The following is a 23,850-nucleotide window of genomic DNA, read 5'->3' as shown; positions in this document are numbered from 1 at the left end:
CCGAGGCCGGACGCACCCGGCTCAGACCGCGTACCTGAGCAGGATCCCGTCGTCGATCCGCTCGGCCGATTCGAGCGAGAGCCGCGGGAACCCCTCGACGAACCCCTCGCCGTCGGCGAGGGTCGGCGCGTCGCGGCCGCCCACGAGCATCGAGCCGACGTAGACCGAGAGTTCGTCGACGAGCCCCGCCTCGAACAGCGAGAAGATCAGTTCGCCGCCGCCTTCGACCATCAGGCGGTCGATTCCGGCGTCTTCGAGCGCCGACAGCGCCGCCGGAAGGTCGACCCGCTCCTCGCCCGCGACGACGAGCTCCGCGCCCGCCTCGCGGAGCGGCGTCAGGCGGGCGTCGGGGGCGGCCTCCGAGACGAGGACGTGCGTCGTCGCCTCGTCGTCCAGGATCCGCGCGTCCGGCGGCGTCCGCGCGCGGGAGTCGGCGACGACGCGGGCGGGGTTCGCCGGCCGGCCGCTCCGGAGGCGCTGAACGCGCCGGTCTTCCAGGTCTATCGTGAGGTGGGGATCGTCGGCGAGGACTGTCCCCACGCCGACCATCACCGCGTCGGCCGCCGCGCGGATCCGGTCGACGCGGTCGAAGTCGTCGGGCCCGCTGATCCGCACCTGCTCGCGCAGACGGGACGAGAGCTTCCCGTCGACGCTCACCGCGGCGTTGACGAGGACGTGCATGGCCTATCCGCCGCGTCGGGCGGGCGGGAGATGTGGCTTTCGGTGCCAGGCACCCGACGTTGTGCCAGCGACAAGTCATAAGTAGGGTCTGGAGAAATTCAACTGGTATGCCACCGAGAGTGCTGATGCTGGGGTGGGGATTTCCGCCGAACGTCACCGGCGGACTGGACACGCACGTCGGCGAGCTGTTCGACGGGCTGCGCGAGGCGGGCGTCGAGGTCGAGCTGATGCTGCCCGCCGAGTACGCGCCGGAGGGGCGCGAGGGGATCGAGGGCGTGCCCACCGGCGACGGGGACATCATCACGCGGATCGGCCGCATCAGCAAGCGGTTCGCGGAGCGGGCCGGCGAATTCGACGTCGTCCACACCCACGACTGGTTCGGCTACGGCCCGGGTTCGCGCGCGAAGTCGAACGCCGACGTGCGGTGGATCACCTCGTTTCACTCGCTCAGCTCGGACCGGAACGTCTCGCCGCCGCGGCGCGAGCGCGAAACCGAGCGCCGCGTGGTCGAGCGCTCGGACTACCTCGTCGCCGTGAGCCACCTCCTCGCGGGGAACCTCCGCGAGCAGTACGGCGGGGAGGCGCACGTCGTCCACAACGGCTTCTCGACGCCGATCATCGAGGGACGGGACGTGAAGGCGGACCTCGGCATCGACGGGAGCATGCTCTTTTTCGTCGGCCGTCACACGGACCAGAAGGGGATCACGCACCTCCTGTACGCGATGAAGAAGCTCCGCGACCCGGACGTGACGCTCGTCGTCGGCGGCAAGGGGCACCTGACGGCGCAGCTGGAGAAGTTCGTCGAACTGCTCGGGATCGAAGACTGCGTGGAGTTCGTCGGCTACATCCCCGAGGAGGAACTCGGCGACTACTACGCCTCGGCCGACGTGTTCGTCTCGCCGTCGCTCTCGGAGCCCTTCGGCATCACCATCACCGAGGCCCTGGCTGCCGGCACCCACGTCGTCGCGACGGAGTGCGGCGTGGCCGAGTGCCTCCCGGAGGGCTGTCTCGTCGAGGTCGAACCGGATTCGGACTCGATCGCCGACGGCATCCGGACGGCGCTCGCCCGCGACGGCCCGCCGGAGTACGAACCGCGGACGTGGGACGAGGTGGTCGAGGAGACGATAGACGTGTACGAGGACGTCGCAAACCGGGCGTGACGCCCCGGGGCGGGGTTCTCGAACGCCCTCCCGATCGTCGCCGCGTCCTGCTTTTCGCTACCTGAACACCTGGAACTCGTCGACCGCCTCCGGGTGGACGATCCGGAACCCGTTTTCGGTCATCGTGACGCCGGGACTCCGGGTGAGCGACTGGTAGGGGCTGTCGTCGCGGACGGATTGGTACGGGCTGTCGTCGCTGACCGACTGGTACGGACTGTCGCTCTTCACCGACTGGTAGGGGCTGTCGTCGCGGGCGGACTGATACGGGCTGTCGGCGTCGCGATCGCGGTCGAACCCCTCCGGCGGCAGGTAGATGCGCTCGCCCGACGCCGAGCGGACGACGACGGCGACCTCGCGGGACCCCGAGACGGTGATCTCGGTGCGCCCCTCCTCGATGTGCGTCGTGCAGTCGAACTCCTCGGTCATACCGACCGTGTGGCCGCCCCGCTACTTAGCTTTCCCGCCCGCTGATACGTCGACGCAACCGTTTAGCCCCGCGTTCGCCTCCTCTCTCCCATGAAGACCGTGTTTCACGTGTCGAGTCCGGATCCCGGCGATCAGCGCCACGCGCTGGCGAACGCCGCGAACCTCTGGGCCGACGACGCCGTCTCGGCCCCGGGCGACGAGATCGTCGTCGTCGCCAACGGCGGGGGCGTCCGGATGTTCGTCGAGGGAGCGGCGGCCGACCCGGAGATGGTCGCCGCGCTCGCGGAGCGCGGGATCGCCTTCCGCGCCTGCTCGAACGCCCTGCGCGGGGCGGGAAAGACCGCGGAAGACCTGCTGGAGGGCGTCGAGGCGGTCCCTTCGGGAGTCGGGGAACTCGCCCGCCTTCAGAGCGAGGGGTTCGGGTACGTCAAGGCACCCTGAGCACGTCAATGCGTCTCGACGCTCATCTCACCGCGAGTCGGGTCGTACCGTCCTTCGAGGCGTGTGAACTGATCGAACCAATTCTCGTACTTCGACATCGACGCGTCGATCTCGTTCAACGCCTGAACCTCGCGGCCGCCGCCGGACGCGGGCAATCGAACGTCGACCGCGAGGGCGAACCGAGCACCGACGGCGGCGAGTGATCCGACGGCAGCGCTAACTCGGTCGCCGCCCTGGTACGCACATGCGAACGTTCGACGGGTGGCTCCGCCCGCCGCGGCTGCGGTCGGGCGAGGGGGTCGACGACGACCGCCACGCGACGTGGCTGGAGCTCTTTTTCGACCTGGTGTTCGTGGTCGCCGTCGCCGAACTCGCGCACACGCTGAGCGCGCATCTCTCGGTGGCGGGCGTCCTGGGGTTCGTCGCGCTGTTCGTCCCCGTCTGGTGGGCGTGGATCGGCTCAACCTTCTACGCGACGCGCTTCGACACCGACGACGTCGAGTACCGGCTGCTGACGGCCGTCGAGATATTCGGCGTGATCGCGCTGGCGGTCAACATCCACGACGGCCTCGGATCGACCTCGGCGGGGTTCGCGCTCGCCTACGCGGGCGTCCGCGGCGTGCTGGTCTTCAAGTACTACCGGGCGATGCGGCACATCCCGGAGGCTCGCCCGCTCACGACGCGGTTCGCGCGGGGGTTCGGCCTCGCCGCCCTGATCTGGTTCGCCTCGGCGTTCGTCCCAGTGCCGTACCGGTTCGGGCTCTGGGCGATCGGCCTGGCCGTCGATTTCGGAACGCCGATCAGCGCCGGCACCCTCCACGCCGAACTCCCGCCGCACCCCTCGCACCTGCCGGAGCGGTTCGGCCTCTTCACGATCATCGTGCTCGGTGAGGCTATCGTCGGGGTCGTCGGCGGAATCGCCGCCCAGGAGTGGACGGCGACCTCGGTCCTGATCGGCGCGTTCGGCACGGCGATCGCGTTCAGCCTCTGGTGGATCTACTTCGACAACCACGACGGCTCGGCGGTCCGGGCGGCGCAGGCCGAGGGTCGGATCTGGACGTACCAGGAGTGGCTCTACCTCCACCTCCCGCTCGTCGTCGGCCTCACAGCCGCCGGCGTCGGGGTGCTTCACGTCCTCTCGGGCGACCTCGCCGCGCCGCTGCCGCCCGCCGAGCGCTGGCTGCTCTGCGGCTCGCTCGCGCTCTGTCTCGCCACGCTGGGGCTGCTTCACCGGACGACGCTCGAATGCGCGGGCGACCTCCGGCCCGGCGCGGGGGCCAGCTTGTACCGGTTCGGGGCCGCGGGGTTCGTCCTGCTCGTCGCCCTCGTCGGCGGATCGCTGCCGCCCGTCGCGCTCGTCGGCCTGCTCGCGCTCGCGTGCGCCGCGCAGGTCGGGGCGGACCTCCGCGCGCGGGAGCCGGAGGCCGTCGCGTCCAGCACCGATTGAGCGCCGCGCCGACCGCGACGGAAACGGTCGGTTTTCCGCGAGAAGAGTTAACGCCGGACGGGCCGTCTCTTCCGCAGTGATCGGGAATGAGTCAGACCGACCGTACGAACTACAGTAAGTTCATCACGCCCGACAGTCCCGGCGAGCGCGTCCGGCTCCGGGGCTGCGAGGTGCACGTCGTCCACCACGACGCCGGCGAAGCGCGGGGCGATCACACCCACGAGGAGACCCACGTCGTCTTCGTGCGCTCCGGGCGGATGCGCTGGGGGGTCGACGGGGAGATCCGCGAGACCGGACCGGGGGATACGATCGTCACGCCGGGCGGCGTCCCGCACAGCTACGAGGTGCTCGGCGGGGAGCCGGCGCGGGTGGTCTGCCTCGTCGCGCCGCCCGAAGCGGGGAGCGAACCGGGACACGAGTAGCGCGGTGGGTGGTTCGGCCGGCGGCGTCGACCGACGCCCCTCTCGGCGACGCCCGCGTCGCTTCGGCCTGCGTGCGCTCCTTCGGCGCGCAATCCTTTTTAAACGGCGGCGACGAAACACGAAGCGATGCAGGTAGACGATCATGCCGAGGAACTCGCCTCCGACCTCGGCGTCGACAAGGAGGAGGTCAAACGCGACCTACAGAACCTACTGCAGTACAGCGTTCCGATCGAGGAAGCCAAACAGAGCGTCCGCCGGAAGCACGGCGGCGGAAGCTCCGGGAGCGCGGCGCCGTCGACGAAGGACGTCGCCGAGATCACGCCCGAGAGCGGCAACGTCACCGTCACCGCCCGCGTGCTCACCGTCGGACGGCGCTCCATCCGGTACCAGGGCGAAGAGCGGGTCATCCGGGAGGGCGAACTGGCCGATCCGACCGGCAAGATCTCCTACACCGCGTGGCAGGACTTCGGCTTCGAGCCGGGCGACTCGATCACCGTCGGCAACGCCTCGGTCCGCGAGTGGGACGGCGAACCGGAGCTCAACCTCGGCGAGAGCACCTCCGTGGCGATGGAGTCGGACCCCGTCGAGGTCGAGTACCCCGTCGGCGGCGACTCGACGCTCCTCGACCTCGAACCCGGCGACCGCGGCCGGAACGTCGAGGTCCGGGTGCTGGAGGTCGAACGGCGGACCATCGACGGCCGCGACGGCGAGACGGAGATCCTCTCCGGCGTCGTCGCCGACGGGACCGCGCGGCTGCCGTTCACCGACTGGAACCCCCACGACGAGGTGACCGAGGGCGCGGACCTGCGGCTCGAAGGCGTGTACGTCCGCGAGTTCCGCGGCGTCCCGTCGGTCAACCTCTCGGAGTTCACGACCGTGACGCCGCTGTCCGAGCCGGTCGACGTGAGGGAGTCCGCGCCCCGGCTGTCCGTCGCAGAGGCGGTCGGCAGCGGCGGGATGTTCGACGTCGAACTCGTCGGCAACGTGCTCGAGGTCCGCGACGGCTCCGGGCTCATCGAGCGCTGCCCCGAGTGCGGCCGCGTCATCCAGAACGGCCAGTGTCGGAGCCACGGCGCGGTCGAGGGCGAGGACGACCTCCGCGTGAAGGCGATCTTCGACGACGGCACCGACACCGTGACCGTCGTCCTCGACGCCGACCTCACCGAGGAGGTGTACGGCGGCACCCTCTCGGAGGCCAAGGAGGCGGCCCGCGAGGCGATGGACAAGGAGGTCGTGACCGACGACATCGCGGAGACGATCGTCGGCCGGGAGTTCCGCGTCCGCGGGAACCTCTCGGTCGACGAGTACGGCGCGAACCTCGACACGACCGAGTTCGAGGAGTCCGACGAGGACGCCGCGGAACGCGCCGGGGAACTCCTCGCGGCGGTCGGCGACCGGGAGGTGGGCGCGTGAGCGCCGACGGGAGCGGCCCGGGGCGGCGCGAGGTGGCCTACCGCCTGTTCGCCGCCGAGTACGACGACGCCACCCTGTCGTACTCCGAGAGCGACGAGGAGCGCGCGCCGAACTACGTCGTCACCCCGACGGGACTGCGCGTGAACCGGCTGTTCGCGGTCGGCGTGCTGACGGAGGTCGAATCGGTGAGCGAGGACGTGCTCCGCGGCCGCGTCGTCGACCCCACCGGGGCGTTCGTCACCTACGCCGGGCAGTACCAGCCCGAGGCGATGGCCTTCCTCGACCGCACGTCGCCGCCCGCGTTCGTCGCGCTGACCGGCAAGGCCCGGACCTTCGAGCCGGAGGATTCGAACCGCGTGTACACGTCGGTCCGCCCGGAGAGCCTGAACGCGGTCGACGCCGGCACGCGCGACCGCTGGGTCGTCTCCGCCGCCGAGGCGACGCTCCGCCGGGTCGGCGTCTTCGCCGCGGCGCTCGACGCCGACCTGCGCGGCGACGACCTCCGGGAGGCGCTCCTCGACCGGGGCGTTCCCGCGCCGCTCGCCGCGGGGATCCCGCTCGCCATCGAGCACTACGGGACGACCACGGCGTACCTGGAGGCCGTCAGGCGACTCGCGGCGGACGCGCTCGCCGTCGTGGCCGGCGAACGCGACGGCGTCCGCCCGCTGGAACTCGCGCCGGACGAAGGCGGCGAGGCGACGCTGGGACCGCTCCCCGAGACCGCCGAGTTCGATCTCGGCTCGGCCACCGCTGACCGGGACGACGATCCGACGGGTGCCGCGACCGAGTCCGAGTCCGCGATCGAGTCCGAGACAGAGATCGGGACCGGGACCGAGACCGCGACCGAAGCGGCCGAGGCGGAAGCGACGGGCGAAGCCGAACCCGCTTTCGACGACGAAGCCGCCGAGTCGGAGCCGACCGAGGTCGCCGCGGCCGACGCCGGTGCGGAAGTGACCGCGGCCGCCGGGACCGAAAACGAAGCGGCGACGACCGACACCGAGGCGACGACCGATGCGGACGCGGCGAGCGAGACGGAAGGGACGGCGAAGGCGGACGCGACGAGCGAACCGTCGACCGAATCGAACGGAGCCGACCCGACCCCGTCGTCCGCCGAAGACGACGGGCTTGGCGACTTCGACGGCGGCGGGTCTGACCTCGACTCCGCGGAGGGGCTCGGGGACTTCGACGACGGCGACCTCTACGAGCTCGACGAGGAGGAGCGCCGCGAGGTCAGAGAGGAGTTCGGAACCGAGTTCTCCACGGGGTCGGAGGTCGGCGAGCCCGGCGAGGCCGACATCGACGTGCCCGGCGCTGACGAGCTCGACGGGGGCGCAGAGGCCGCCGAGTCGGCCGAGGGAGGCGACGCCGGGGAGTCGGTGACGGAGGCCGAGCCCGCGATCGCCGGCGACGAACCCGGAGGCGAACCGCTCGAAGCCGATTCCGAATCGGACGGGCTCGACCGGACGGCGGCCGAGCCGGGATCCGAACCCGCCGAGGGGGAGTCCCCGTCCGGTTCCGCCGACGCCGAGTCGGAGTCGGAGCCGGAAGCGACGGGGTCGACGGCGACGGAGCCGGACCCCGCGGCCGAGTCCGCCGAACCGGCGGCTGACGTCGACCTCGAAGACGCCGCGGTCGACGCGATGGAGGAACTCGACGACGGCGACGGTGCGGATCGAGAGGCGGTCGTGGCGGCGCTCGTCGACAGACACGGCGCCGACCCGGGAGCGGTCGAGGACGCGATCCAGGACGCCCTGATGAGCGGCAAGTGCTACGAACCGGGCGAGGGTCGTCTCAAGGCGATCTGATGCCGGCGGTCGAGCCGGTTCCGGGCGAACCGGCCGCCGTCGCGGAACTGCGCGCGGGGGGCGGTGAAGCGCCCGAACCGCCGGTCGAACGGGCGCTCGTGATCGCGGACTACCACGCCGGCATCGAGGACGCCCTCCGCTACGAGCGCGGCGTCGAACTCGCGAGCGACGCCGACCGGCGCCGGGAGCGGGTGCTCTCGCTGCTCGATCGGACCCGCCCGGATCGGCTGATCGTCCTCGGCGACCTCGGCCACCGCATCGGCGGGCCGAGGGGGGCGGAGCGCGAGGAGATCGAGGCGCTCGTCGACGCCGTGACCGCGCGCGTCCCCCTGACGCTCGTCAGGGGGAACCACGACGGCGGCGTCGACGAGGCGTTCGGCGACCGGATCGAGGTGACGCCGGGCGACGGCGCGCTGATCGGGGACGCCGGGTTCGCCCACGGCCACACGTGGCCCGCCCCGGACGTGCTCGCCGCCGGGACGGTCTGCGTCGGCCACGAACACCCGGCGGTGAAGCTCCGCGACGCGGTCGGGGGCAGCCGCGTCGAGCGGGCGTGGCTCCGCGGGCCGCTCCGGCGCGAGGCGTTCGCGGAGGCCCGCGGCGTCGATCCGGCCGACCTGCCGTGGGGCGACCCCGAGCTGATCGTGTTTCCGGCGTTCAACGAGCGCTCGGGCGGGACGTGGATCAACGTCGAGGGACAGGAGTTCCTCGCGCCGTTCCTCCCCGAGGGCCTCGACCGCGGCGAGGCGTACTTGCTCGACGGGACACGCCTCGGCGACTACCGACGCGTTTGAACGGCCGGCCGCGTCACGCCGGCGCGGTCCCGACGATCTCCGCCTCGACCACCTCGCCGACCGGCGACCACTCCTCGGCCGGCTCCGCCAGCGCGTTCCGCTGGAGGTACGCCGGCCGCCACTCTCCGAACCCGCGCGTCGCCGTCACTCGCAGCCGGCCGTCGAACCGCGGCGACGCGAGACCGACGCGGATCCGCTCGTCGCGCGCGCGGTCCACGTCGGTGACGCGCGCGGCGACCGTGTCGCCCGTGTCGAGCGTGAGTTCGACGGAGTCGTGCGGCTTCACCCTCCGGAGAACGGGGATGACGGGCATGGCGAACGGGAGGGTACGCGGCGGAGGGCAATGAACGTCCGGTCGGACCGTTCGGCCGCAACCCCTACCCGACAGCCGGGAGTCGGATCGAACACGATGCGCCTCTCGACTATCGTACTCGTGCTCGGTCTCGCGCTGTTCGTGCTTCCGATTCCCGGCACCTTCGTCGCCGGCGGTGCGGTCCTGCTCGCGGGCGGGGTCGCCAGGTTGCTCGGGCGGTAGCCGCGCGTCCCGCGGCTCCGTCGACGGGGCCGCCGATCGCGGGCCAAGCGGGCCCGGTTCCGCGGGGAGAACGGAGTCCTTAATCCGCTCGCGCCGGTAGACGGAACGATGGCAGACAGCGAGCCCGCGTCGGGTGCGGCGGCGTTCACGCACCTCGGCGACCGGGTCCGCGCCGCGCTCTCGGAGCGCGGCTTCTCGACGCCCACGGAGCCGCAGCGGCGTGCGATACCGCCGCTCGCGTCGGGGGAGAACGCCCTCGTCATCGCCCCTACCGGGACTGGCAAGACCGAGACGGCGATGCTCCCGGTGTTCGACTCCATCGTCGAGTCCGGCCCGCGGTTCGGCGTCTCGGCGCTCTACGTCACCCCGCTCCGGGCGCTCAACCGCGACATGCGCGAGCGGCTGGAGTGGTGGGGCGAGTGCCTCGACCTCGACATCGACGTCAGACACGGCGACACCACGCAGTACCGACGGCAGCGGCAGGCGGAGGAGCCGCCGGACGTGCTGGTGACGACGCCGGAGACCCTCCAGGCGATGCTGACGGGGAAGAAGCTCCGGAAGGCGCTCGCCGACGTGGAGCACGTCGTCGTCGACGAGGTCCACGAGCTCGCCTCCTCGAAGCGGGGCGCGCAGTTGACGGTCGCGCTGGAGCGCCTCCGTCGGCTGGCGGGCCCGTACCAGCGGATCGGCCTGTCGGCGACCGTCGGCTCCCCCGAGGAGGTCGGGAAGTTCCTCACGGGGGGCAGACCGTTCGAGATCGTCGAGGTCGACGTGGGGAGCCGCGTCGACTTCGCCGTCCGCCAGCCGCGGGTCACGGAGGAGGACGAGCGCCTCGCCGGGAAGCTGGCGACGGACGCCGAGATCGCGAGCCACGTCCGGGCGATCCGGGACCTCGTCCGCGAGCACACCTCGACGCTCGTGTTCGTCAACACCCGGCAGACGGCCGAGGCGCTCGGGTCGCGTTTTAAAGCGCTCGGCGAGCCCGTCGGCGTCCACCACGGGTCGCTGTCGAAGGAGGCCCGCATCGAGGTCGAAGACCGGTTCAAGGCGGGCGAACTCGACGGCCTCATCTGCACCTCCTCGATGGAGCTCGGCATCGACGTGGGCCGGGTCGACCACGTCGTCCAGTACAACAGCCCCAGGGAAGTCGCCCGCCTGCTCCAGCGCGTCGGTCGCGCGGGGCACAGACGGGGCGTGACGAGCGAGGGGACGATCGTCACGAGCCACCCCGACGACACCTTCGAGGCGCTGGCCATCGCCCGGCGCGGGGCCGCGGGCGAGGTGGAACCCGCGCGGATCCACCACGGCAGCCTCGACGTGCTGGCGAACCAGATCGTCGGCGTCGTCATGGACCGCGGCGAGGTGAGCGCCCGCGAGACGTACGAACTCGTCACGAGCGCCTACCCGTTCCGCGACCTGACGGAGGAGCGGTTCAGGGAGGTGGTCCGGGAGCTGTCCGGCAACCGCCTCCTGTGGCTGGACGAGGAGAAGGACCTCCTGGAGAAGTCCGGCGGAACGTGGCAGTACTTCTACGCGAACCTCTCGATGATCCCCGACGAGGAGACGTACGACGTCCACGACATGTCCTCCCGGCGGCAGATCGGCACCCTCGACGAGCGGTTCGTCGTCAACTTCGCCGAGCCGGGGGAGGTGTTCGTCCAGCGCGGGGAGATGTGGCGGATCAACGACATCGACGAGGACGAGGGCCGGGTCAACGTCGCGCCGATCGAAGACCCCGGCGGCGAGGTGCCGTCGTGGGTCGGTCGGGAGATCCCGGTGCCGGAGCCGGTCGCGGGCGAGGTCGGCGAGATGCGGGCGGTCGCCGCGCCGCAGTTCGAGCGCGGCGACGACGTCGAGTCGGTCGCGCGGGAGTTCGTCGGCCGCTACCCGACCGACGAGTACACGATCGCCGAGGCGCTGAAGCCGCTGGAGCGGCAGGTCGAGGCGGGCGCGCCGACGCCGACGCGCGACCGGATCGTCGTCGAGGGGCGGGGGCGGACCGTCGTCGTCAACGCCTGCTTCGGCCACCAGGTGAACGAAACGCTCGGTCGGCTCCTGTCGGCGCTCATCGGCCAGCGCACGGGGTCGTCCGTCGCGATGGAGGTCGACCCGTACCGGATCGAGTTCGAGGTCCCGCCGAAAGTGGGCGTCGCGGCGTTCGTCGAGGCGCTGGAGACGACGGAGCCGGACCACGTCGGGGCGCTGCTCGAACTGGCGCTGAAGAACTCCGACGCGCTGAAGTTCACGCTGGCGCAGGTCGCCGCCAAGTTCGGCGCGCTGAAGCGGTACCAGGGCAGCGGTCGGTTCGGCGCGGACCGCCTCCTCGCGGCGCTCTCTGACACGCCGGTCTACGAGGAGGCGGTCCGCGAGGTGTTCCACAGGGACCTCGCGGTCGAGGCGGCCGCTGACGTGCTCCGGCGGATCCGGGCGGGCGAGATCGAACTCGCGGTCGCCCGCGACCGGACGCCGATCGGAAGCGGCGGGCGGTCGAGCGGGCGGGAGTTGCTCGTCCCGGAGAACGCCGACGCGAGCGTCATCGAGACCGTGAGAGAGCGCATCGAGAACGACCGGGTGATCCTCCTCTGTCTCCACTGCAAGGACTGGTCGCGCAAGACGAAGGTGCGGCGGGTCCGCGAGCGCCCGGAGTGCCCCGAGTGCGGGTCGACGCGCATCGCCGCACTGAACCCGTGGGACGAGGAGACGGTGAAAGCCGTCCGATCGCCGGACAAAGACGAGGAGCAGGAGCGGCTGACCCGCCGGGCGTACAGGTCCGCGAACCTCGTCCAGAGCCACGGCAAGCGGGCGGTGATCGCCATGGCCGCCCGCGGCGTCGGCCCGCAGAACGCCGCGCGTATCATCGCCAGGCTCCGCGAGGACGAGGACGACTTCTACCGGGACATCCTCGAACAGGAGCGGCAGTACGCCCGGACGCAGTCGTTCTGGGATTGAGGCGTAGCAGCCGCCGAAGCTCGGCGGTTCCGCGCCGAGCCTGCCCGGAGTCCAGTCCCGGACCGTTCGACGTCGGGAGCTACTTCTGTAGCAGGGCCGTCAAACTGGTACCATGAGTTACGACCACGCAGATCCCGAACACGCGGGTCACCTTCACCACGTAGAACTGTACGCCTCCGATCTCGACGCGTCGGCCGACTTCTGGGGCTGGCTCCTTGGCGAACTCGGGTACGAACCGAAGGACGAGTGGGAGGGGGGTCGCTCGTGGGTCCGAGGACCCACGTACCTCGTGCTCGTGCAGGCCGGCAGCCCTGATCTACCCTTCGATCGGCGGGCTCCCGGTATCAACCACCTCGCGTTTCACGCCGCCTCCCGCGAGCGGGTCGACGATATCACAGCCGGTGTCCGCGAACGCGAGGACGCGACCGTGCTCTACGAGGACCGCCACCCCTTCGCCGGGGGCTACTACGCGCTCTACTGCGAGGATCCCGAGGGGATCAAGGTCGAAATCGTCGGCCCCGAGTGACGGCTCGCGCCGTCGGTTCGATGGTCGGACGACGATTCGGAGGCGGCGTTTCGGTACCGACGAGCCAGCCTCCGTGCCAAGTGGGAATACCTCACGTCGAAAGCTCCGCCTGCGTCGGCTGCCCAGCTGGCAGAGACGAGAATCAAGGGGACCCGCGGGATCGGTGGTGTTCGGACGGTCGCAGCGGCGAGGAGTCTCCTCAGATTCCTCCGATAGCCGCGACGCGCCCGGCGACTCAGTCGGAGTACATCCAGTTTTCGAGCACCTCCGTCACCGCCGCCGACAGCGCCTCGAAGTCCTGCATCGTGATCCCGTCGGTCGTCACGAACACGCCCGAGTCCTCGATCGTGATGCGGACGAGGTAACCGTTCTCGAACACCCGTATGGTGTAGCGGTAGTCGCCGAGTTCGGAGCCGCGGTAGGCGTCCTGGGTGGTCTTGAAGTCGTGCCACTCGTTGCCGATGAAGGAGTTGAGGTCGGCGTCCTGCTCCAGATCCTCGCGGAGGTACACCTGCTCGTAGTCGAACCGGTTGAAGTACGTGAGCGACCGGAGGCTGTCCCCCGCTGCCGTCCGGCACGTGCGCGTGAGCCTGTCCCTCGCCTGCGGCGTGAGCAACCCGTTTTCCATCGTCCGTGCCACCGGGTGCCACCCACATATAACCGACGGGGCCGACAGTCCGACCCGAAGTGACCCCGTCGACGCCGCCGTCGAACCGACCGGGGAGGGCTGCCACGCGAACTGTTTCCTTCCTTCGGAAACGATACCGGGTATGGGAACGGACGAACTCAGAGAGGGGCTGGAGAACGTCGTCGTCGCCGAGACGCGGCTCAGCAGGATCGACGGCGAGGCGGGCGAACTGCTCATCGGCGGCTACCCGCTCGAAGAACTCGCGCCGAACGCGACGTTCGAGGAGACCGCGTTCCTGCTCCGGAACGATCGGCTCCCGACCGCCGACGAACTCGACGAGTTCCGCGAGCGCCTCGCGTCGCTCCGGTCGATCCCCGACGCCGCGCTCGACGCGGTGCGGGCGGCGGCCGAGGACGAATCCGAGTCCGCGATGGACGCCCTCCGGATCGGCGCGGCGTCGCTGAGCCTCGCTCGGGACGACGAGGACCCGGAGGCGGACTCGCTGCTGCTCGTCGCGGCCTTCCCGACGATCGTCGCCGCCTACTGGCGCGTCCGGAGCGGCGGGGAGCCGGTCGATCCCCGTCCCGACCTCTCGCACGCCGCGAACTACCTGTACATGCTGACCGGCGAGGAGCCGAGCGAGGCGGAGGTGCGCGGGCTTGAGACGTACCTGAACGCGGTCGTCGACCACGGGCTGAACGCGTCGACGTTCACCGCCCGGACGATCGCCTCGACCGAGTCCGACCTGGTCTCGGCGATCACCGGCGCGGTCGGCGCGCTCAAGGGGCCGCTCCACGGCGGCGCGCCGGGACCGGTGCTGGAGACGCTGCTCGACGTCCACGAGTCGGGCGACGCCGAGAGCTACCTCCGGCAGCAGCTGGACGCCGGCGAGCGGTTGATGGGCTTCGGCCACCGGGTGTACAGGGTGCGCGATCCGCGGGCGGCGGTCCTCTCCGACGCCGCCGAGCGCTTCTACGCGGCCGATTCGAGCGGCGACGAGGCGTTCTTCGAAACCGCCCTGGAGACCGAGGAGGCGGCCGTCGACCTGCTGGCCGAGTACAAACCCGGCCGCGACCTGGAGACGAACGTCGAGTTCTACACCGCGGTCCTCCTCCACGGCGTGGGCGTCCCGCGGGAGCTGTTCTCGGCGACGTTCGGCGTCGCCCGCGTCGGCGGCTGGACGGCTCACTGCCTCGAACAGCTGGAGGACAACCGCCTCATCCGACCGCGGTCGAGCTACGTCGGCGCGACGGGGCGGGAGTGGACGCCGATCGAAGCGCGCGAGTGACGCCGGTCGGGAAGTGGAGGTGACACCGGTCGGGGAGTGGAGGTGACACCGATCGGGGAGCCGGAGCGAGAACGGGAGCGGTGGAGACGGAGACGGAGACGGCGGTAGCCGGCGGTCGACCTCACCCGAGCGTCGGTTCGACCGTTTCCAGGGCCGCCTCGAAGTGCTCCGAGCGGAGCAGCACCTCGTCGGCGTGGTCGTTCGCCTCCGCGCCGGGGTACGACTCCGCCACCTCGCGGATGGCCCGCATCGCGGCTTCGCGGCACACGGCCGCGAGGTCGGCCCCCGAGTAGCCGTCCGTCCGGACGGCGAGCGAATCGAGGTCGACGTTCTCCGAGACGGGTTTGTCGCGGGTGTGGACCCCCAGAATCGCCCGCCGCGCCTCTTCGTCCGGGGCCGGCACCTCGACGTGCGATTCGAGCCGTCCGGGGCGCAGCAGGGCGGGGTCGAGCGCGTCGCGGCGGTTCGTCGCCGCGAGAGCGACGAGGTTCGGGTTGTCGGTGAGCCCGTCGAGTTCGGTGAGCAGCTGCGAGACGACGCGCTCGCCGACGCCGGAGTCGCCGCTCGCCGCGTCCCGGTTGCCGGCGATGGCGTCGATCTCGTCGAAGAAGACGATCGACGGGGCGGCCTGCCGGGCGCGCTCGAACACCTCCCGGACCGCCTTCTCCGACTCGCCGACGTACCGGTCGAGCAGTTCGGGGCCGGCGACGTGGATGAAGTTCACCCCGCTCTCGCCCGCGATGGCGCGCGCGAGGAGCGTCTTGCCGGTGCCCGGCGGGCCGTACAGCAGCACGCCGGACGGCGGCGACGCGTTCGCGGCCTCGAACAGCGGGCCGTAGGTGAGCGGCCAGGTGATCGCCCGCTCCAGCGTCGCCTTCGCCTCCGCCAGCCCGCCGACCTGCTCGAAGGTCGTGGTCGGCTGCTCGGCGACGTACTCGCGCATCGCGCTCGGCTCGACCGCCGCGAGCGCCGCCTCGAAGGCCGCCCGCGTGACTTCGAGGTCTTCGAGGGGCACCCGCTCGCCGTCCCGCCGCGTCCGTCGGAGCGCGGTCATCGCCGCCTCCTTCGCCAGTGATTCCAGGTCCGCCCCGACGAATCCGTGCGTCCGGGCGGCGACGCGCGCGAGGTCGACGTCGCCTGCCAGCGGCATCCGCCGCGTGTGCACGTCGAGGATCTCGCGTCGTCCGCCCTCGTTCGGGACGCCGATCTCGATCTCGCGGTCGAACCGCCCGCCCCGGCGGAGCGCGGGGTCGAGCACGTCGACGCGGTTCGTCGCCCCGATGACGATCACCTCGCCGCGGGCGTCGAGGCCGTCCATCAGCGTGAGCAGCTGCCCGACGACGCGGTTCTCCACGTCGCCGCCCTCGTCGCGCTTGCCCGCGATGGAGTCGATCTCGTCGAAGAAGACGATCGCCGGGGCGTTCGACGCCGCCTCCTCGAATCGCTCGCGGAGCTTCTCCTCGCTTTCCCCCTTGTACTTCGACATGATCTCCGGGCCGGAGATCGTGAGGAACGTCGCGTCGACCTCGTTGGCGACGGCCTTTGCGATGAGCGTCTTGCCGGTGCCCGGCGGGCCGTGCAGGAGCACGCCCTTCGGCGGCTCGATGCCGAGGCGGGCGAACACCTCCGGCTCCGAGAGGGGCAGTTCGATCATCTCGCGGACGAGGTCGAGTTCGTCGTCGAGGCCGCCGATGTCCTCGTAGGTGACGCCCGTTCGGGCGTCCGCGTTCGGCCGGCCGACCGTCGCCCGGACGCCTCGGTTCGGGGCCGGGGCGTCGCTCTCTTCGCGGAAGGAGACGTTCACGTCCGTGTCGTCGACGACGCGGACGGTTCCGTCCGGCACCGTCTCGGAGACGACGAAGGCGCTCCCGCCGAGGCGTTCGAGGTGGACCTGCTCGCCCTCGCGGACCGGCCTGTCCAGGAGGTCGCGTTTCGCGGCGTCGACGACGGTCTCGCGGCCGATATCGGCGGACCCGAGCCCCGGGGGCGCGAGAAGCGTCACCGCGGTCGCCTCGCGGACGGACACCTTCGAGACCCGGACCGCCTCGCCGATCCTCACCCCGGCGTTCGTCCGCGTGTCGGCGTCGATCTGGATCGTGCCGTCGACGGCGTCGCCCCGGGCGGGCCAGACCTTCGCGACGGTCTCGCGCGCCCCCGCGATGACGACGGTGTCGCCGCTCAGGACGCCGAGCCGTCGGCGGGCGGACTCGGGAAGGCGGGCGATACCGCGCCCCGCGTCGCGCTTTTCCGCGCCGCGGACGGCGAGTTCGAGGCCCGTCTCGTCGCTCATGTCACGCGCTTCGGGCGCGCGGACCTTTACGCTTCCTTCGGGCGTCCGCGAGCGCGGGTCGCCGTCAAGAATCACGCGAAGCGCGGGGCGGTCGCGTTCGGAGTAACCGATTTATCCCGCGGCAACACACTTCGAACTATGGTCACCACGACGCGTCGGGACGAGATGACGTGGTACGAGTGCGAAAAGTGCGGCCTGCTGTTCGACGACCGCGAAGACGCGAAACAGCACGAGGCGAACTGCGATACGGATTCGCCCTCGTACCTGCAGTAGGGCGCTGCCGGCTTCACGGGGTCGGCGGGGTGCCTCCACCGGGGAGCGCGCCCGAACGCCTCCCGTCGGTAGCGTGTCCGTACTCGGTGATAACGGCTGATTAACAAGGTAGGCGAACCGGGTACCCCGATCCATGTGTGCGTTCGTGGTACGTCGATCGCGGTCGTCCGAGAGAAACGCCGACGGCAGCGGCGAGCGGTCGCCCTCGTGCGAATCGTCGCGCGGAGGTGCCCGTTGACGTCGCAGCGCGTCCTGGTGCTCGAGACGGAACGGAGACAGGGGATCGTCGCGGTCAGGAATCTCGGCCGGCACGGCCTGCGGGTCACCGCGGCCTCCGACAGGCACGTCAACCCGGGCGGCCTGTCCAGGTACGCGGCCCGACGCCTGCGGTACCCCGATCCTCGGACCGACGAGTCGGGGTTTCTCGACGCCGTCGAGGCGGAGCTGCGCGCCCGCGACTACGACGCCGTCGTTCCGATGACCGACGTGACGGTTCCGACCGTCGTCGAGCACCGCGATCGGTTCGAACCCGACGTCGAGGTTCCGTATCCCCCGAAGGGGATCCTCGACGTCGGGTTCGACAAGGCTCGCACCATCGACGCCGCCCGGGAGGCCGGCGTCCCCGTCCCGCGGACGCTCGCCCGCGACGAACTCGATCTCGACGAGGTCGAGGCGGAACTCGACTACCCCGTGGTCGTAAAGCCCCAGCGCGCCGCGGGGCGGTCGGGGGTCTCCGTCTGCGAAACCGCCGAGAAACTCGAATCGACCTTCGAGCGGACGCGCGAGCAGTTCGGACCGCTCCTCGTCCAGGAGTTCGTCCCGAACGGCGGCGAGGCGGGGGTGTACACGATCTACGACTGGTCCTCGGAGCTCGCGGGCATCACCGTCCAGCGTCGGCTCCGCTCGAACCCGCCCGAGGGCGGACCGAGCACCCTCCGCGAGACGTACGAGGACCCGGAACTCGTCGAGTACGCCGACGCGCTCCTGTCGGAGATCGGGTGGCAGGGCGTCGCGATGGTCGAGTTCCGACGGGACGCCGACTCGGGCGTGCCGAAGCTCATGGAGATCAACCCCCGGTTCTGGGGGAGCCTCGCGCTCTCCGTCGCCGCCGGCGTGGAGTTTCCGTACCTCCTGTACCAGCTCGCGGTCGACGGCGACTGCGACCGGACGCTCTCGTACCGCAAGGGCGTTCAGGCCCGCCGCGCGTTCGGCGAACTCGCGCACGTGCTCAACCGCCCCGATCCCGGCGTCGCCGTCCGGGAGATCCTCGAACCGGCCCCCGGACCGCGGAGCTTCGACATCCTCTCCGCCTCCGATCCCGGCCCCGCGGTCGGCTTCCTGGCGCGGACGGGCTACCAGTTCGTCGATCGGCGGGTGAAGTGATCGTGCGGGTCGCAACTCGGATCCCGACGGCGCTTCGGAACGCGTCGGAGCGGGGCGAACGGTACGCCCGTCTCGCCGGGGAGCGGCTGCGCCGGGAACTGCTCCGCGCGAGATTTCGCCTCGACCCCGACGCGCGGCCGCTCCGCGGGACCGAGGCGCTCGGGGACCTCCCGCCGGACGCCACGCTCCTGTTTCTCTGTCTCGGGAACATCTGCCGGAGTCCGATGGCCGAACGGTACGCGAGAGCGCGGCTGGCCGAGGCCGGCAGGGCCGACGTGTCGGTCGAGTCAGCCGGATTCGTCAGGGAGGAGGGTCGACCGAGCCCTGAGCCTGCGGTCGAAGCCGCCCGGTCGTACGGGGTCGACCTCTCCGACCACGCTTCGAGGCGGGTGACGGCCGCACAGCTCCGTCGGAGCGACGTCGTGTTCCTCATGGACGTGAAGAACTACCGGCGGCTCGAACGCGACTTCGAGTCGGCGGCGGACAAGGCGTACTTCCTGGCCCCCGCCGTCGTCGACGCGTTCGAGATCGAGGATCCGTATCCGAGCACCGACGTCGAGCGGTACCGGACGGCCTACGAGATCGTCACGGAGGCGGTCGACGAGGTTATCGACGCGCTGCCGACGCGGGAGCCGAGCCCCGTAGAGGATCAGTCGGCGTGAGCCGTTCGGCGTGAACTCGACCGGTCCAGCTCGATCGGCGGAACCCCGGTCGTCTCGGGCGGGCATCGGTCTGCCGGCTCGGCCTGCGACGCGACGGGGGCGTCGAACGATCGCTCACCGGTGTTCGTCCGCGATCCGTTCGGCGTGTTCCTTCGAGGCGGCCTCCTCCCACCGGACCTTCGCGGCCGTTCCGTACGCCAGCGCGTCCTTCAGTTCGTCCCGCAGGACGCCGACGCCGAGGTCGACGACCGTCCCCTCCTCGTCGCCGAGTTCGTACACGCCGTATCGGTCCGGCGCGCGCCGGACCGTCGCCCCGTCGAGATCGCGCCACCGCTTGCGGAGGCTCATCTGCGGTCCGCGTCGTCGCCCTCGTTCGCGTCGCCGCCCTCGGACACCGCTCCGCTCTCGCCCGGGCCGCCCCCGCTCACGAACTCGAAGCTCTCCTCGCCCCAGTCGTCCTCGACGAAGACGAACACGCGGCCCCGAGCCACCTCGGGGTCGGCTTCGACCTCGTTCCGCTCGCCGCCGACGCGGCGGACGGTCACCCCGGGGAACAGTTCCTCCGCTTCGCCCTGTCGCAGGATGATCCGGCCCACGCCGGTGTCCTCCAGGATCTCGTCGTGGGTCTTGAGGTCGTTCACGTACACCATCACGCCCTCCGTCTCGGTCGGGTCGGTGACGAGGACGTGCGTCTCCTTGCCCGGTCTGGTCGTGAGGGTGCCGTTCACCTTCTCGGGGACGCCGCGGTACACCGTCCGCCGCCCGTCGAGGTACTCCACCTGCACGCCGTACTCGAGGAGTTCGACGCCGAGCGTGCTCGGCGCCACGTCGTTGCGCGCGCTCATGGTCGCACCTACCCCCGGCGGCGGGAAAAGGGTCGCGTCTCGCGGGCGTTCGGCGGGTGCGGCCGCGATCGGCAGGTCGGCGGCGGTCGACGGCGATCAACGGCGATCGGCATCGGTCGCCCTCGGCCACCCTCCAGCGCGTCGACCAGGACAGCGCGCCTACCGATCCCGGCGCGTCGATCAGCCCCGGAATCGAGCGAAATCGGCGGCGATCGCTACACCTAAACGGCTCGTCGTTCCTCACCAGGTATGAACGGCCGCGCCGCCGCCCTCGGGGCGGGCACCGTGCTGAACGCCCTGGCGACCGGCGTCGGGTCCGCCTTCGCCATCGACGCGGAGACGCGGGCGACGGTCGAGCTGACGCCGGGCGGCGACGTGACCGGCGAGATCGACGGCGCGCCGGACGCGGACACCCGGCTGATCGAGCGGTGCGTCTCGCTCGTCACCGAGCGGTACGGCGACGGCGAGGGCGGACGCGTTCGGACCGAGAGCGACGTGCCGATGGCCTCGGGGCTCAAGAGTTCGAGCGCCGCGGCGAACGCGACGGTGCTCGCGACCCTCGACGCGCTGGGCGTTCCGGTCGCCGACGCGTCCGATGCAGACGAGGCGTCGGACGCGAACGACGCCGGTCGCGCGGCCGACGACGGCGAGACGGCCGGGATCACCCGCGAGGACGCGTGCCGACTCGGCGTCCGGGCCGCAAGGGAGACCGGCGTCGCCGTGACGGGCGCGTTCGACGACGCCAGCGCGAGCATGCTGGGCGGCGTCACGGTCACGGACAACGCGGAGGACGCGCTACTCAGCCGGGAGGCGGTCGAGTGGGACGCGCTCGTCTGGACCCCGCCGGAGCGGGCGTTCAGCGCCGACGCCGACGCGAGCCGGTGCGAGCTGGTCGCGCCGATGGCCCGCCTCGTCGCCGAACTCGCCCTCGACGGGCGCTACGGCGAGGCGATGACCGTGAACGGCCTCGCCTTCTCGGCCGCGCTCGGGTACCCGACGGACCCGGCGGTGGAGGCGATGCCCCACGCCGACGGCGTCTCGCTGTCCGGGACCGGCCCGAGCGTCGTCGCCGTCGGCGAGCGGTCGGATCTGGCGCGGGTCCGCGAACGCTGGGACGAGCGACCGGGGCAGACGTGGTTGACGACGACCCGAAACGACGGGGCAAGAACGCTATGAACGACGCGAATCAGGAGACGCACAACCCATGAGCGAGGACCGACCGATACCCGAGGGCATGACGCTCGACGAACTGCGCGAGGAGATCGAAGAGATCGACCGGGACATCGTCGAACTCATCGCCAGACGGACGTACGTCGCGGACACCATCGCGCGGGTGAAAGTCGAGCGCGACCTCCCGACGACGGACGAATCGCAGGAGGAGCGCGTGATGGAACGGGCGGGGGAGAACGCCGAGCGGTTCGAGGTCGACGCCAACCTCGTGAAGGCGATCTTTCGGCTGTTGATCGAACTGAACAAAGTACACCAGCGTTCAAATCGGGATTAAAACTCAATTCGGCCATAAAAACAGTTTCGACCGAGACATTACTCTCGAGTCACTAGGTCGGAAAGCGAGATTCGCTTCGGCGACTCCGGGACGAGCCACGCCGGGACGACCCGTGCGAGGGTAACCATCCCAACCAGTTCGACGAGCGTCTGTGTCACGACGACGGCAGGTGCCAGTCGGTAGTCTGCCGGAAGCGCAAGTGCGAGCGGCAGGACGACCAGCGAATTACGAGTGACTGATGTGAAGACGAGTGCCCTGCTTTCACCGGTACTCATCCGTAAGACTTCCGCCGCGAGTCGCCCGAGTATCGGCATAATGACGAGGAAGGCGACGTACACTGGAACGACGACGGCGATCTGCTCGATCGAGTTCTGTACCCGTGGGAGTTGCGACGCGATGACGACGAACAACGTCGCACCCATCATCGGCACAGGTAACCATCCCATCGTCTCCTGCCACGCTTCACCCTTTGACGACCGTTCTGCCCATATTTCGGTAAGCCACGCGAGCGTCAGGGGAAGCGCGATGATTATCAGGAACGCCTCGACGAACGGTCCCGGCTCGATAACCTCCGCGACCTCCGAACCCATGAACAGCCACAGGAACACCGGGAGCAACAGCAGTTGGACGAGCATCAGGGCGGGGGTGGTCGCAGTAATCTGCTCGGAGTCGCCGCCTGCGAGTTCGGCGAAGGTGATTACGTAGTCGATGCACGGCGTCAGGAGAACCATGAACGCACCCACGAGGATGACCGGTCGTCGGGGCAGGAATCGTGTGAGTCCCCAGACGACGACGGGGACGACGAGGAAGTTAATCCCCAGTGCCGCTGCGATGAACCGTCCGTTCCGAAACGCGCGACGGAGCCGAACGAACGGGATTTCGAGGAAGGTGACGTAGAGCAGGACGGCCAGCACCGGGTCGATGAGTCGCTCGAAGAAGGTGGCCGAGTCCGGACGACCGATTCCGACGCCGACGGCGAGGAGAACAAAGATTGCGTAGACGACGACTTGATGCCGTTGAAGCCATCTCTTCGAGTTCATCTACCGACCTATTCGTGGGTCGGTGGTAAACGATCGTCGTTCCTCTGTGTCGGGGAGAAAGCGGCAAAGGAGACGGAATCTGTAACGTCAGTCCGAGACCTGAACAAGGTCGAGCAAAGGGGCAAGCGGTAGCCGTAATCTGTCGATACAGACCGTATGACGCCCCTTTAGCCTTTAAAATATTCTTTCGATTCAAGTTCAGTAAAAAATATTTTTCCTCCCGGTGGCCTCGAACTGCCATCCGCAGACCTCTCTATTGCCCACGGATTGAGGCCGTAACAGATTCGTTCTATCCCGTAGTTTCCGCCCACCGGAAGACACAGTATTCTGTGCTTCCACAGTTCTTCTGTGCCAACCATCACAGTCAACGTAGACGATGCGCTCAAAGAGCGGATGGAGAAGCACCCGGAAATCAACTGGAGCGAGGTCACTCGGCAGGCCATCCGAGACAAAATCGAGAAGCTCGAACTGATGGACGAACTGACCGCCGATAGCGAACTCTCCGAAGCCGACGTGGACGAAATCGCCGCCAAAATCAACGAGAGCGCACTGAAACGCATCGAAGAGGAGTCGGAGTAGTTCTGACGGATGAAGTTGGTCGTCGATGCGAACGTCGTCATCTCCGCACTCATCGCTGATTCGAAAACCCGGGAACTCATCGTCACGCTCGAACTCGACTTAATGACGCCCGAAGTCGTCCACGACGAAATCGGGGATGGATGCGGAAAGAGTCCATCAGTTCATGGACCTTTTGTTCCAGTACATCGAGACAGTACCAGCTAGCGAGTTCTACCCGTACATCAAGGAAGCGGATGAAGCGATAGGCGATACCGACCCCAACGACGTGCTGTACGTGGCCTGCGCGCTCGCTCGTGACGCAGGTGTGTGGAGCGACGATTCTGGTTTCGATGAGCAAGACCTCGTGCCGATGTTCACGACTAGTGGGGTGGTTGAGTCGTTCGACACGAGGTGAATAGACACCTCTCGAAGCGAATGAAAGAGCGGTAAATTGCGCCGTCCAACGTGGTGGATTTCTCCGAGTTGAACGAGGTGAAGTTCCGGGAGAGCAGGTAACTGACAGGGAGTATCGGAGGAGTTCAGCGATTCTCGACGAAGAACCGAGAGACGCCGCCCAAGGACGGGCATTGGAACCTCCAGCTGGCTCCGATACTTCCTCTGAGAAGACGCGCTACGCAGACCTTCTAGCCGCTCCTCAGAGAATAGAGATGGCATTCTCGATAAGATTCGGCGAACTTTCGGGATCGATGAGCTGCGGAAGACGGAAATCAACGAGGCGCACGCAAGCGCATCGAGTAAGCGTCGGTTCGCCTCCCCCTG

General features: G+C 69.7%; 25 protein-coding genes and 1 pseudogene. 18 read left to right on the top strand and 8 right to left on the bottom strand.

From position 1 onward, the window contains the following. Window positions 1-21: 21 nt before the first annotated feature. Complete coding sequence (locus CNO20_RS18385) at window positions 22-681, bottom strand: 2,5-diamino-6-(ribosylamino)-4(3H)-pyrimidinone 5'-phosphate reductase (protein WP_101297664.1); 660 nt, start codon at window positions 679-681, stop codon at window positions 22-24. A 107-nt stretch (window positions 682-788) separates the two neighbouring features. Here CNO20_RS18385 and CNO20_RS18380 point away from each other — a divergent pair, with 107 nt between their 5' ends. Then, entirely contained in the window at window positions 789-1,841 is a 1,053-nt protein-coding gene (locus CNO20_RS18380) for a glycosyltransferase family 4 protein (protein ID WP_199174924.1), read from the top strand. Between the two features lie 57 nt (window positions 1,842-1,898). Here CNO20_RS18380 and CNO20_RS18375 read toward each other — a convergent pair whose 3' ends face one another. After that, entirely contained in the window at window positions 1,899-2,267 is a 369-nt protein-coding gene (locus CNO20_RS18375; RefSeq protein ID WP_101297662.1) for a DUF7510 family protein, read from the bottom strand. Between the two features lie 90 nt (window positions 2,268-2,357). Here CNO20_RS18375 and CNO20_RS18370 point away from each other — a divergent pair, with 90 nt between their 5' ends. The 6 genes from CNO20_RS18370 (at window position 2,358) to CNO20_RS18345 (ending at window position 8,589) form a co-directional block, all read left to right on the top strand. Further along, entirely contained in the window at window positions 2,358-2,708 is a 351-nt protein-coding gene (locus tag CNO20_RS18370) for a DsrE family protein (RefSeq protein ID WP_101297661.1), read from the top strand. A gap of 244 nt (window positions 2,709-2,952) precedes the next feature. Further along, complete coding sequence (locus CNO20_RS18365) at window positions 2,953-4,155, top strand: low temperature requirement protein A (protein WP_199174923.1); 1,203 nt, start codon at window positions 2,953-2,955, stop codon at window positions 4,153-4,155. An 86-nt stretch (window positions 4,156-4,241) separates the two neighbouring features. Next, the gene (locus CNO20_RS18360; protein ID WP_101297660.1) at window positions 4,242-4,577 is read left to right on the top strand and encodes a cupin domain-containing protein; all 336 of its coding nucleotides are present in this window, start codon (window positions 4,242-4,244) and stop codon (window positions 4,575-4,577) included. Window positions 4,578-4,703: 126 nt separating this feature from the next. Beyond that, complete coding sequence (locus tag CNO20_RS18355) at window positions 4,704-5,990, top strand: Single-stranded DNA binding protein (RefSeq protein ID WP_101297659.1); 1,287 nt, start codon at window positions 4,704-4,706, stop codon at window positions 5,988-5,990. Further along, window positions 5,987-7,795 carry a hypothetical protein gene (locus CNO20_RS18350; RefSeq protein ID WP_101297658.1) on the top strand — a complete coding sequence of 603 codons (1,809 nt, stop codon included), beginning with the start codon at window positions 5,987-5,989 and terminating at the stop codon, window positions 7,793-7,795. The genes CNO20_RS18355 and CNO20_RS18350 overlap by 4 nt, the downstream gene beginning before the upstream one ends. Continuing rightward, the gene (locus CNO20_RS18345; protein ID WP_101297657.1) at window positions 7,795-8,589 is read left to right on the top strand and encodes a metallophosphoesterase; all 795 of its coding nucleotides are present in this window, start codon (window positions 7,795-7,797) and stop codon (window positions 8,587-8,589) included. Before CNO20_RS18350 ends, CNO20_RS18345 begins: the two co-directional genes overlap by 1 nt. Window positions 8,590-8,602: 13 nt before the next feature. On the opposite strand, the gene CNO20_RS18340 is transcribed toward CNO20_RS18345, so the two are convergent. After that, on the bottom strand, window positions 8,603-8,902 hold the full coding sequence (locus CNO20_RS18340; protein WP_158237445.1) for a hypothetical protein: 300 nt from the start codon (window positions 8,900-8,902) through the stop codon (window positions 8,603-8,605). A gap of 96 nt (window positions 8,903-8,998) precedes the next feature. On the opposite strand from CNO20_RS18340, the gene CNO20_RS24160 reads away from it, so the two are divergent. The 3 genes from CNO20_RS24160 (at window position 8,999) to CNO20_RS18325 (ending at window position 12,599) form a co-directional block, all read left to right on the top strand. Continuing rightward, window positions 8,999-9,124 carry a hypothetical protein gene (locus CNO20_RS24160; protein WP_269844158.1) on the top strand — a complete coding sequence of 42 codons (126 nt, stop codon included), beginning with the start codon at window positions 8,999-9,001 and terminating at the stop codon, window positions 9,122-9,124. A 108-nt stretch (window positions 9,125-9,232) separates the two neighbouring features. Further along, window positions 9,233-12,073 carry a DEAD/DEAH box helicase gene (locus CNO20_RS18330; protein WP_101297654.1) on the top strand — a complete coding sequence of 947 codons (2,841 nt, stop codon included), beginning with the start codon at window positions 9,233-9,235 and terminating at the stop codon, window positions 12,071-12,073. Window positions 12,074-12,185: 112 nt separating this feature from the next. Beyond that, a complete protein-coding gene (locus CNO20_RS18325; protein ID WP_101297653.1) occupies window positions 12,186-12,599 on the top strand; it encodes a VOC family protein in 414 nt (137 codons plus the stop codon). 235 nt (window positions 12,600-12,834) lie between these two features. Here CNO20_RS18325 and CNO20_RS18320 read toward each other — a convergent pair whose 3' ends face one another. Then, window positions 12,835-13,227 carry a DUF7522 family protein gene (locus CNO20_RS18320; RefSeq protein ID WP_101297652.1) on the bottom strand — a complete coding sequence of 131 codons (393 nt, stop codon included), beginning with the start codon at window positions 13,225-13,227 and terminating at the stop codon, window positions 12,835-12,837. A gap of 142 nt (window positions 13,228-13,369) precedes the next feature. Between CNO20_RS18320 and CNO20_RS18315 the strand changes: the two genes are divergently transcribed. Further along, on the top strand, window positions 13,370-14,515 hold the full coding sequence (locus CNO20_RS18315) for a citrate synthase/methylcitrate synthase (RefSeq protein ID WP_101297651.1): 1,146 nt from the start codon (window positions 13,370-13,372) through the stop codon (window positions 14,513-14,515). A 121-nt stretch (window positions 14,516-14,636) separates the two neighbouring features. Here the strand turns inward: CNO20_RS18315 and CNO20_RS18310 are convergent, their stop codons facing one another. Further along, entirely contained in the window at window positions 14,637-16,805 is a 2,169-nt protein-coding gene (locus CNO20_RS18310; protein WP_101297650.1) for a CDC48 family AAA ATPase, read from the bottom strand. A gap of 138 nt (window positions 16,806-16,943) precedes the next feature. Here CNO20_RS18310 and CNO20_RS24155 point away from each other — a divergent pair, with 138 nt between their 5' ends. From CNO20_RS24155 to CNO20_RS18300, 3 genes are all read left to right on the top strand, one after another. Beyond that, the gene (locus tag CNO20_RS24155; protein ID WP_269844157.1) at window positions 16,944-17,078 is read left to right on the top strand and encodes a DUF7128 family protein; all 135 of its coding nucleotides are present in this window, start codon (window positions 16,944-16,946) and stop codon (window positions 17,076-17,078) included. 234 nt (window positions 17,079-17,312) lie between these two features. After that, a complete protein-coding gene (locus CNO20_RS18305; protein ID WP_101297649.1) occupies window positions 17,313-18,461 on the top strand; it encodes a carboxylate--amine ligase in 1,149 nt (382 codons plus the stop codon). Between the two features lie 2 nt (window positions 18,462-18,463). Further along, on the top strand, window positions 18,464-19,123 hold the full coding sequence (locus tag CNO20_RS18300) for an arsenate reductase/protein-tyrosine-phosphatase family protein (RefSeq protein ID WP_199174922.1): 660 nt from the start codon (window positions 18,464-18,466) through the stop codon (window positions 19,121-19,123). A 114-nt stretch (window positions 19,124-19,237) separates the two neighbouring features. Here CNO20_RS18300 and CNO20_RS18295 read toward each other — a convergent pair whose 3' ends face one another. Further along, window positions 19,238-19,471 carry a DUF7508 domain-containing protein gene (locus CNO20_RS18295; RefSeq protein ID WP_101297648.1) on the bottom strand — a complete coding sequence of 78 codons (234 nt, stop codon included), beginning with the start codon at window positions 19,469-19,471 and terminating at the stop codon, window positions 19,238-19,240. Then, the gene (locus CNO20_RS18290; protein WP_101297647.1) at window positions 19,468-19,968 is read right to left on the bottom strand and encodes a DUF5796 family protein; all 501 of its coding nucleotides are present in this window, start codon (window positions 19,966-19,968) and stop codon (window positions 19,468-19,470) included. The genes CNO20_RS18295 and CNO20_RS18290 overlap by 4 nt, the downstream gene beginning before the upstream one ends. A 249-nt stretch (window positions 19,969-20,217) precedes the next feature. Here CNO20_RS18290 and CNO20_RS18285 point away from each other — a divergent pair, with 249 nt between their 5' ends. Beyond that, window positions 20,218-21,144, top strand: coding sequence for a shikimate kinase (locus CNO20_RS18285; RefSeq protein ID WP_101297646.1), 927 nt, complete (start codon window positions 20,218-20,220; stop codon window positions 21,142-21,144). A gap of 28 nt (window positions 21,145-21,172) precedes the next feature. Next, entirely contained in the window at window positions 21,173-21,472 is a 300-nt protein-coding gene (locus CNO20_RS18280) for a chorismate mutase (protein ID WP_101297645.1), read from the top strand. A gap of 38 nt (window positions 21,473-21,510) precedes the next feature. On the opposite strand, the gene CNO20_RS18275 is transcribed toward CNO20_RS18280, so the two are convergent. Beyond that, complete coding sequence (locus tag CNO20_RS18275) at window positions 21,511-22,512, bottom strand: arsenic resistance protein (RefSeq protein WP_101297644.1); 1,002 nt, start codon at window positions 22,510-22,512, stop codon at window positions 21,511-21,513. Between the two features lie 348 nt (window positions 22,513-22,860). Here CNO20_RS18275 and CNO20_RS18270 point away from each other — a divergent pair, with 348 nt between their 5' ends. Continuing rightward, the gene (locus CNO20_RS18270; protein WP_101297643.1) at window positions 22,861-23,091 is read left to right on the top strand and encodes a hypothetical protein; all 231 of its coding nucleotides are present in this window, start codon (window positions 22,861-22,863) and stop codon (window positions 23,089-23,091) included. Between the two features lie 9 nt (window positions 23,092-23,100). Beyond that, window positions 23,101-23,485 (top strand): annotated as a pseudogene (locus CNO20_RS18265) (PIN domain-containing protein). Window positions 23,486-23,850: the final 365 nt, after the last annotated feature.

Source organism: Halegenticoccus soli (assembly GCF_002844195.1).
Taxonomy (GTDB): domain Archaea; phylum Halobacteriota; class Halobacteria; order Halobacteriales; family Haloferacaceae; genus Halegenticoccus; species Halegenticoccus soli.
The sequence above is the reverse complement of the archived record's forward strand: the minus strand, read 5'-3'. Positions and strand labels throughout refer to the sequence as shown.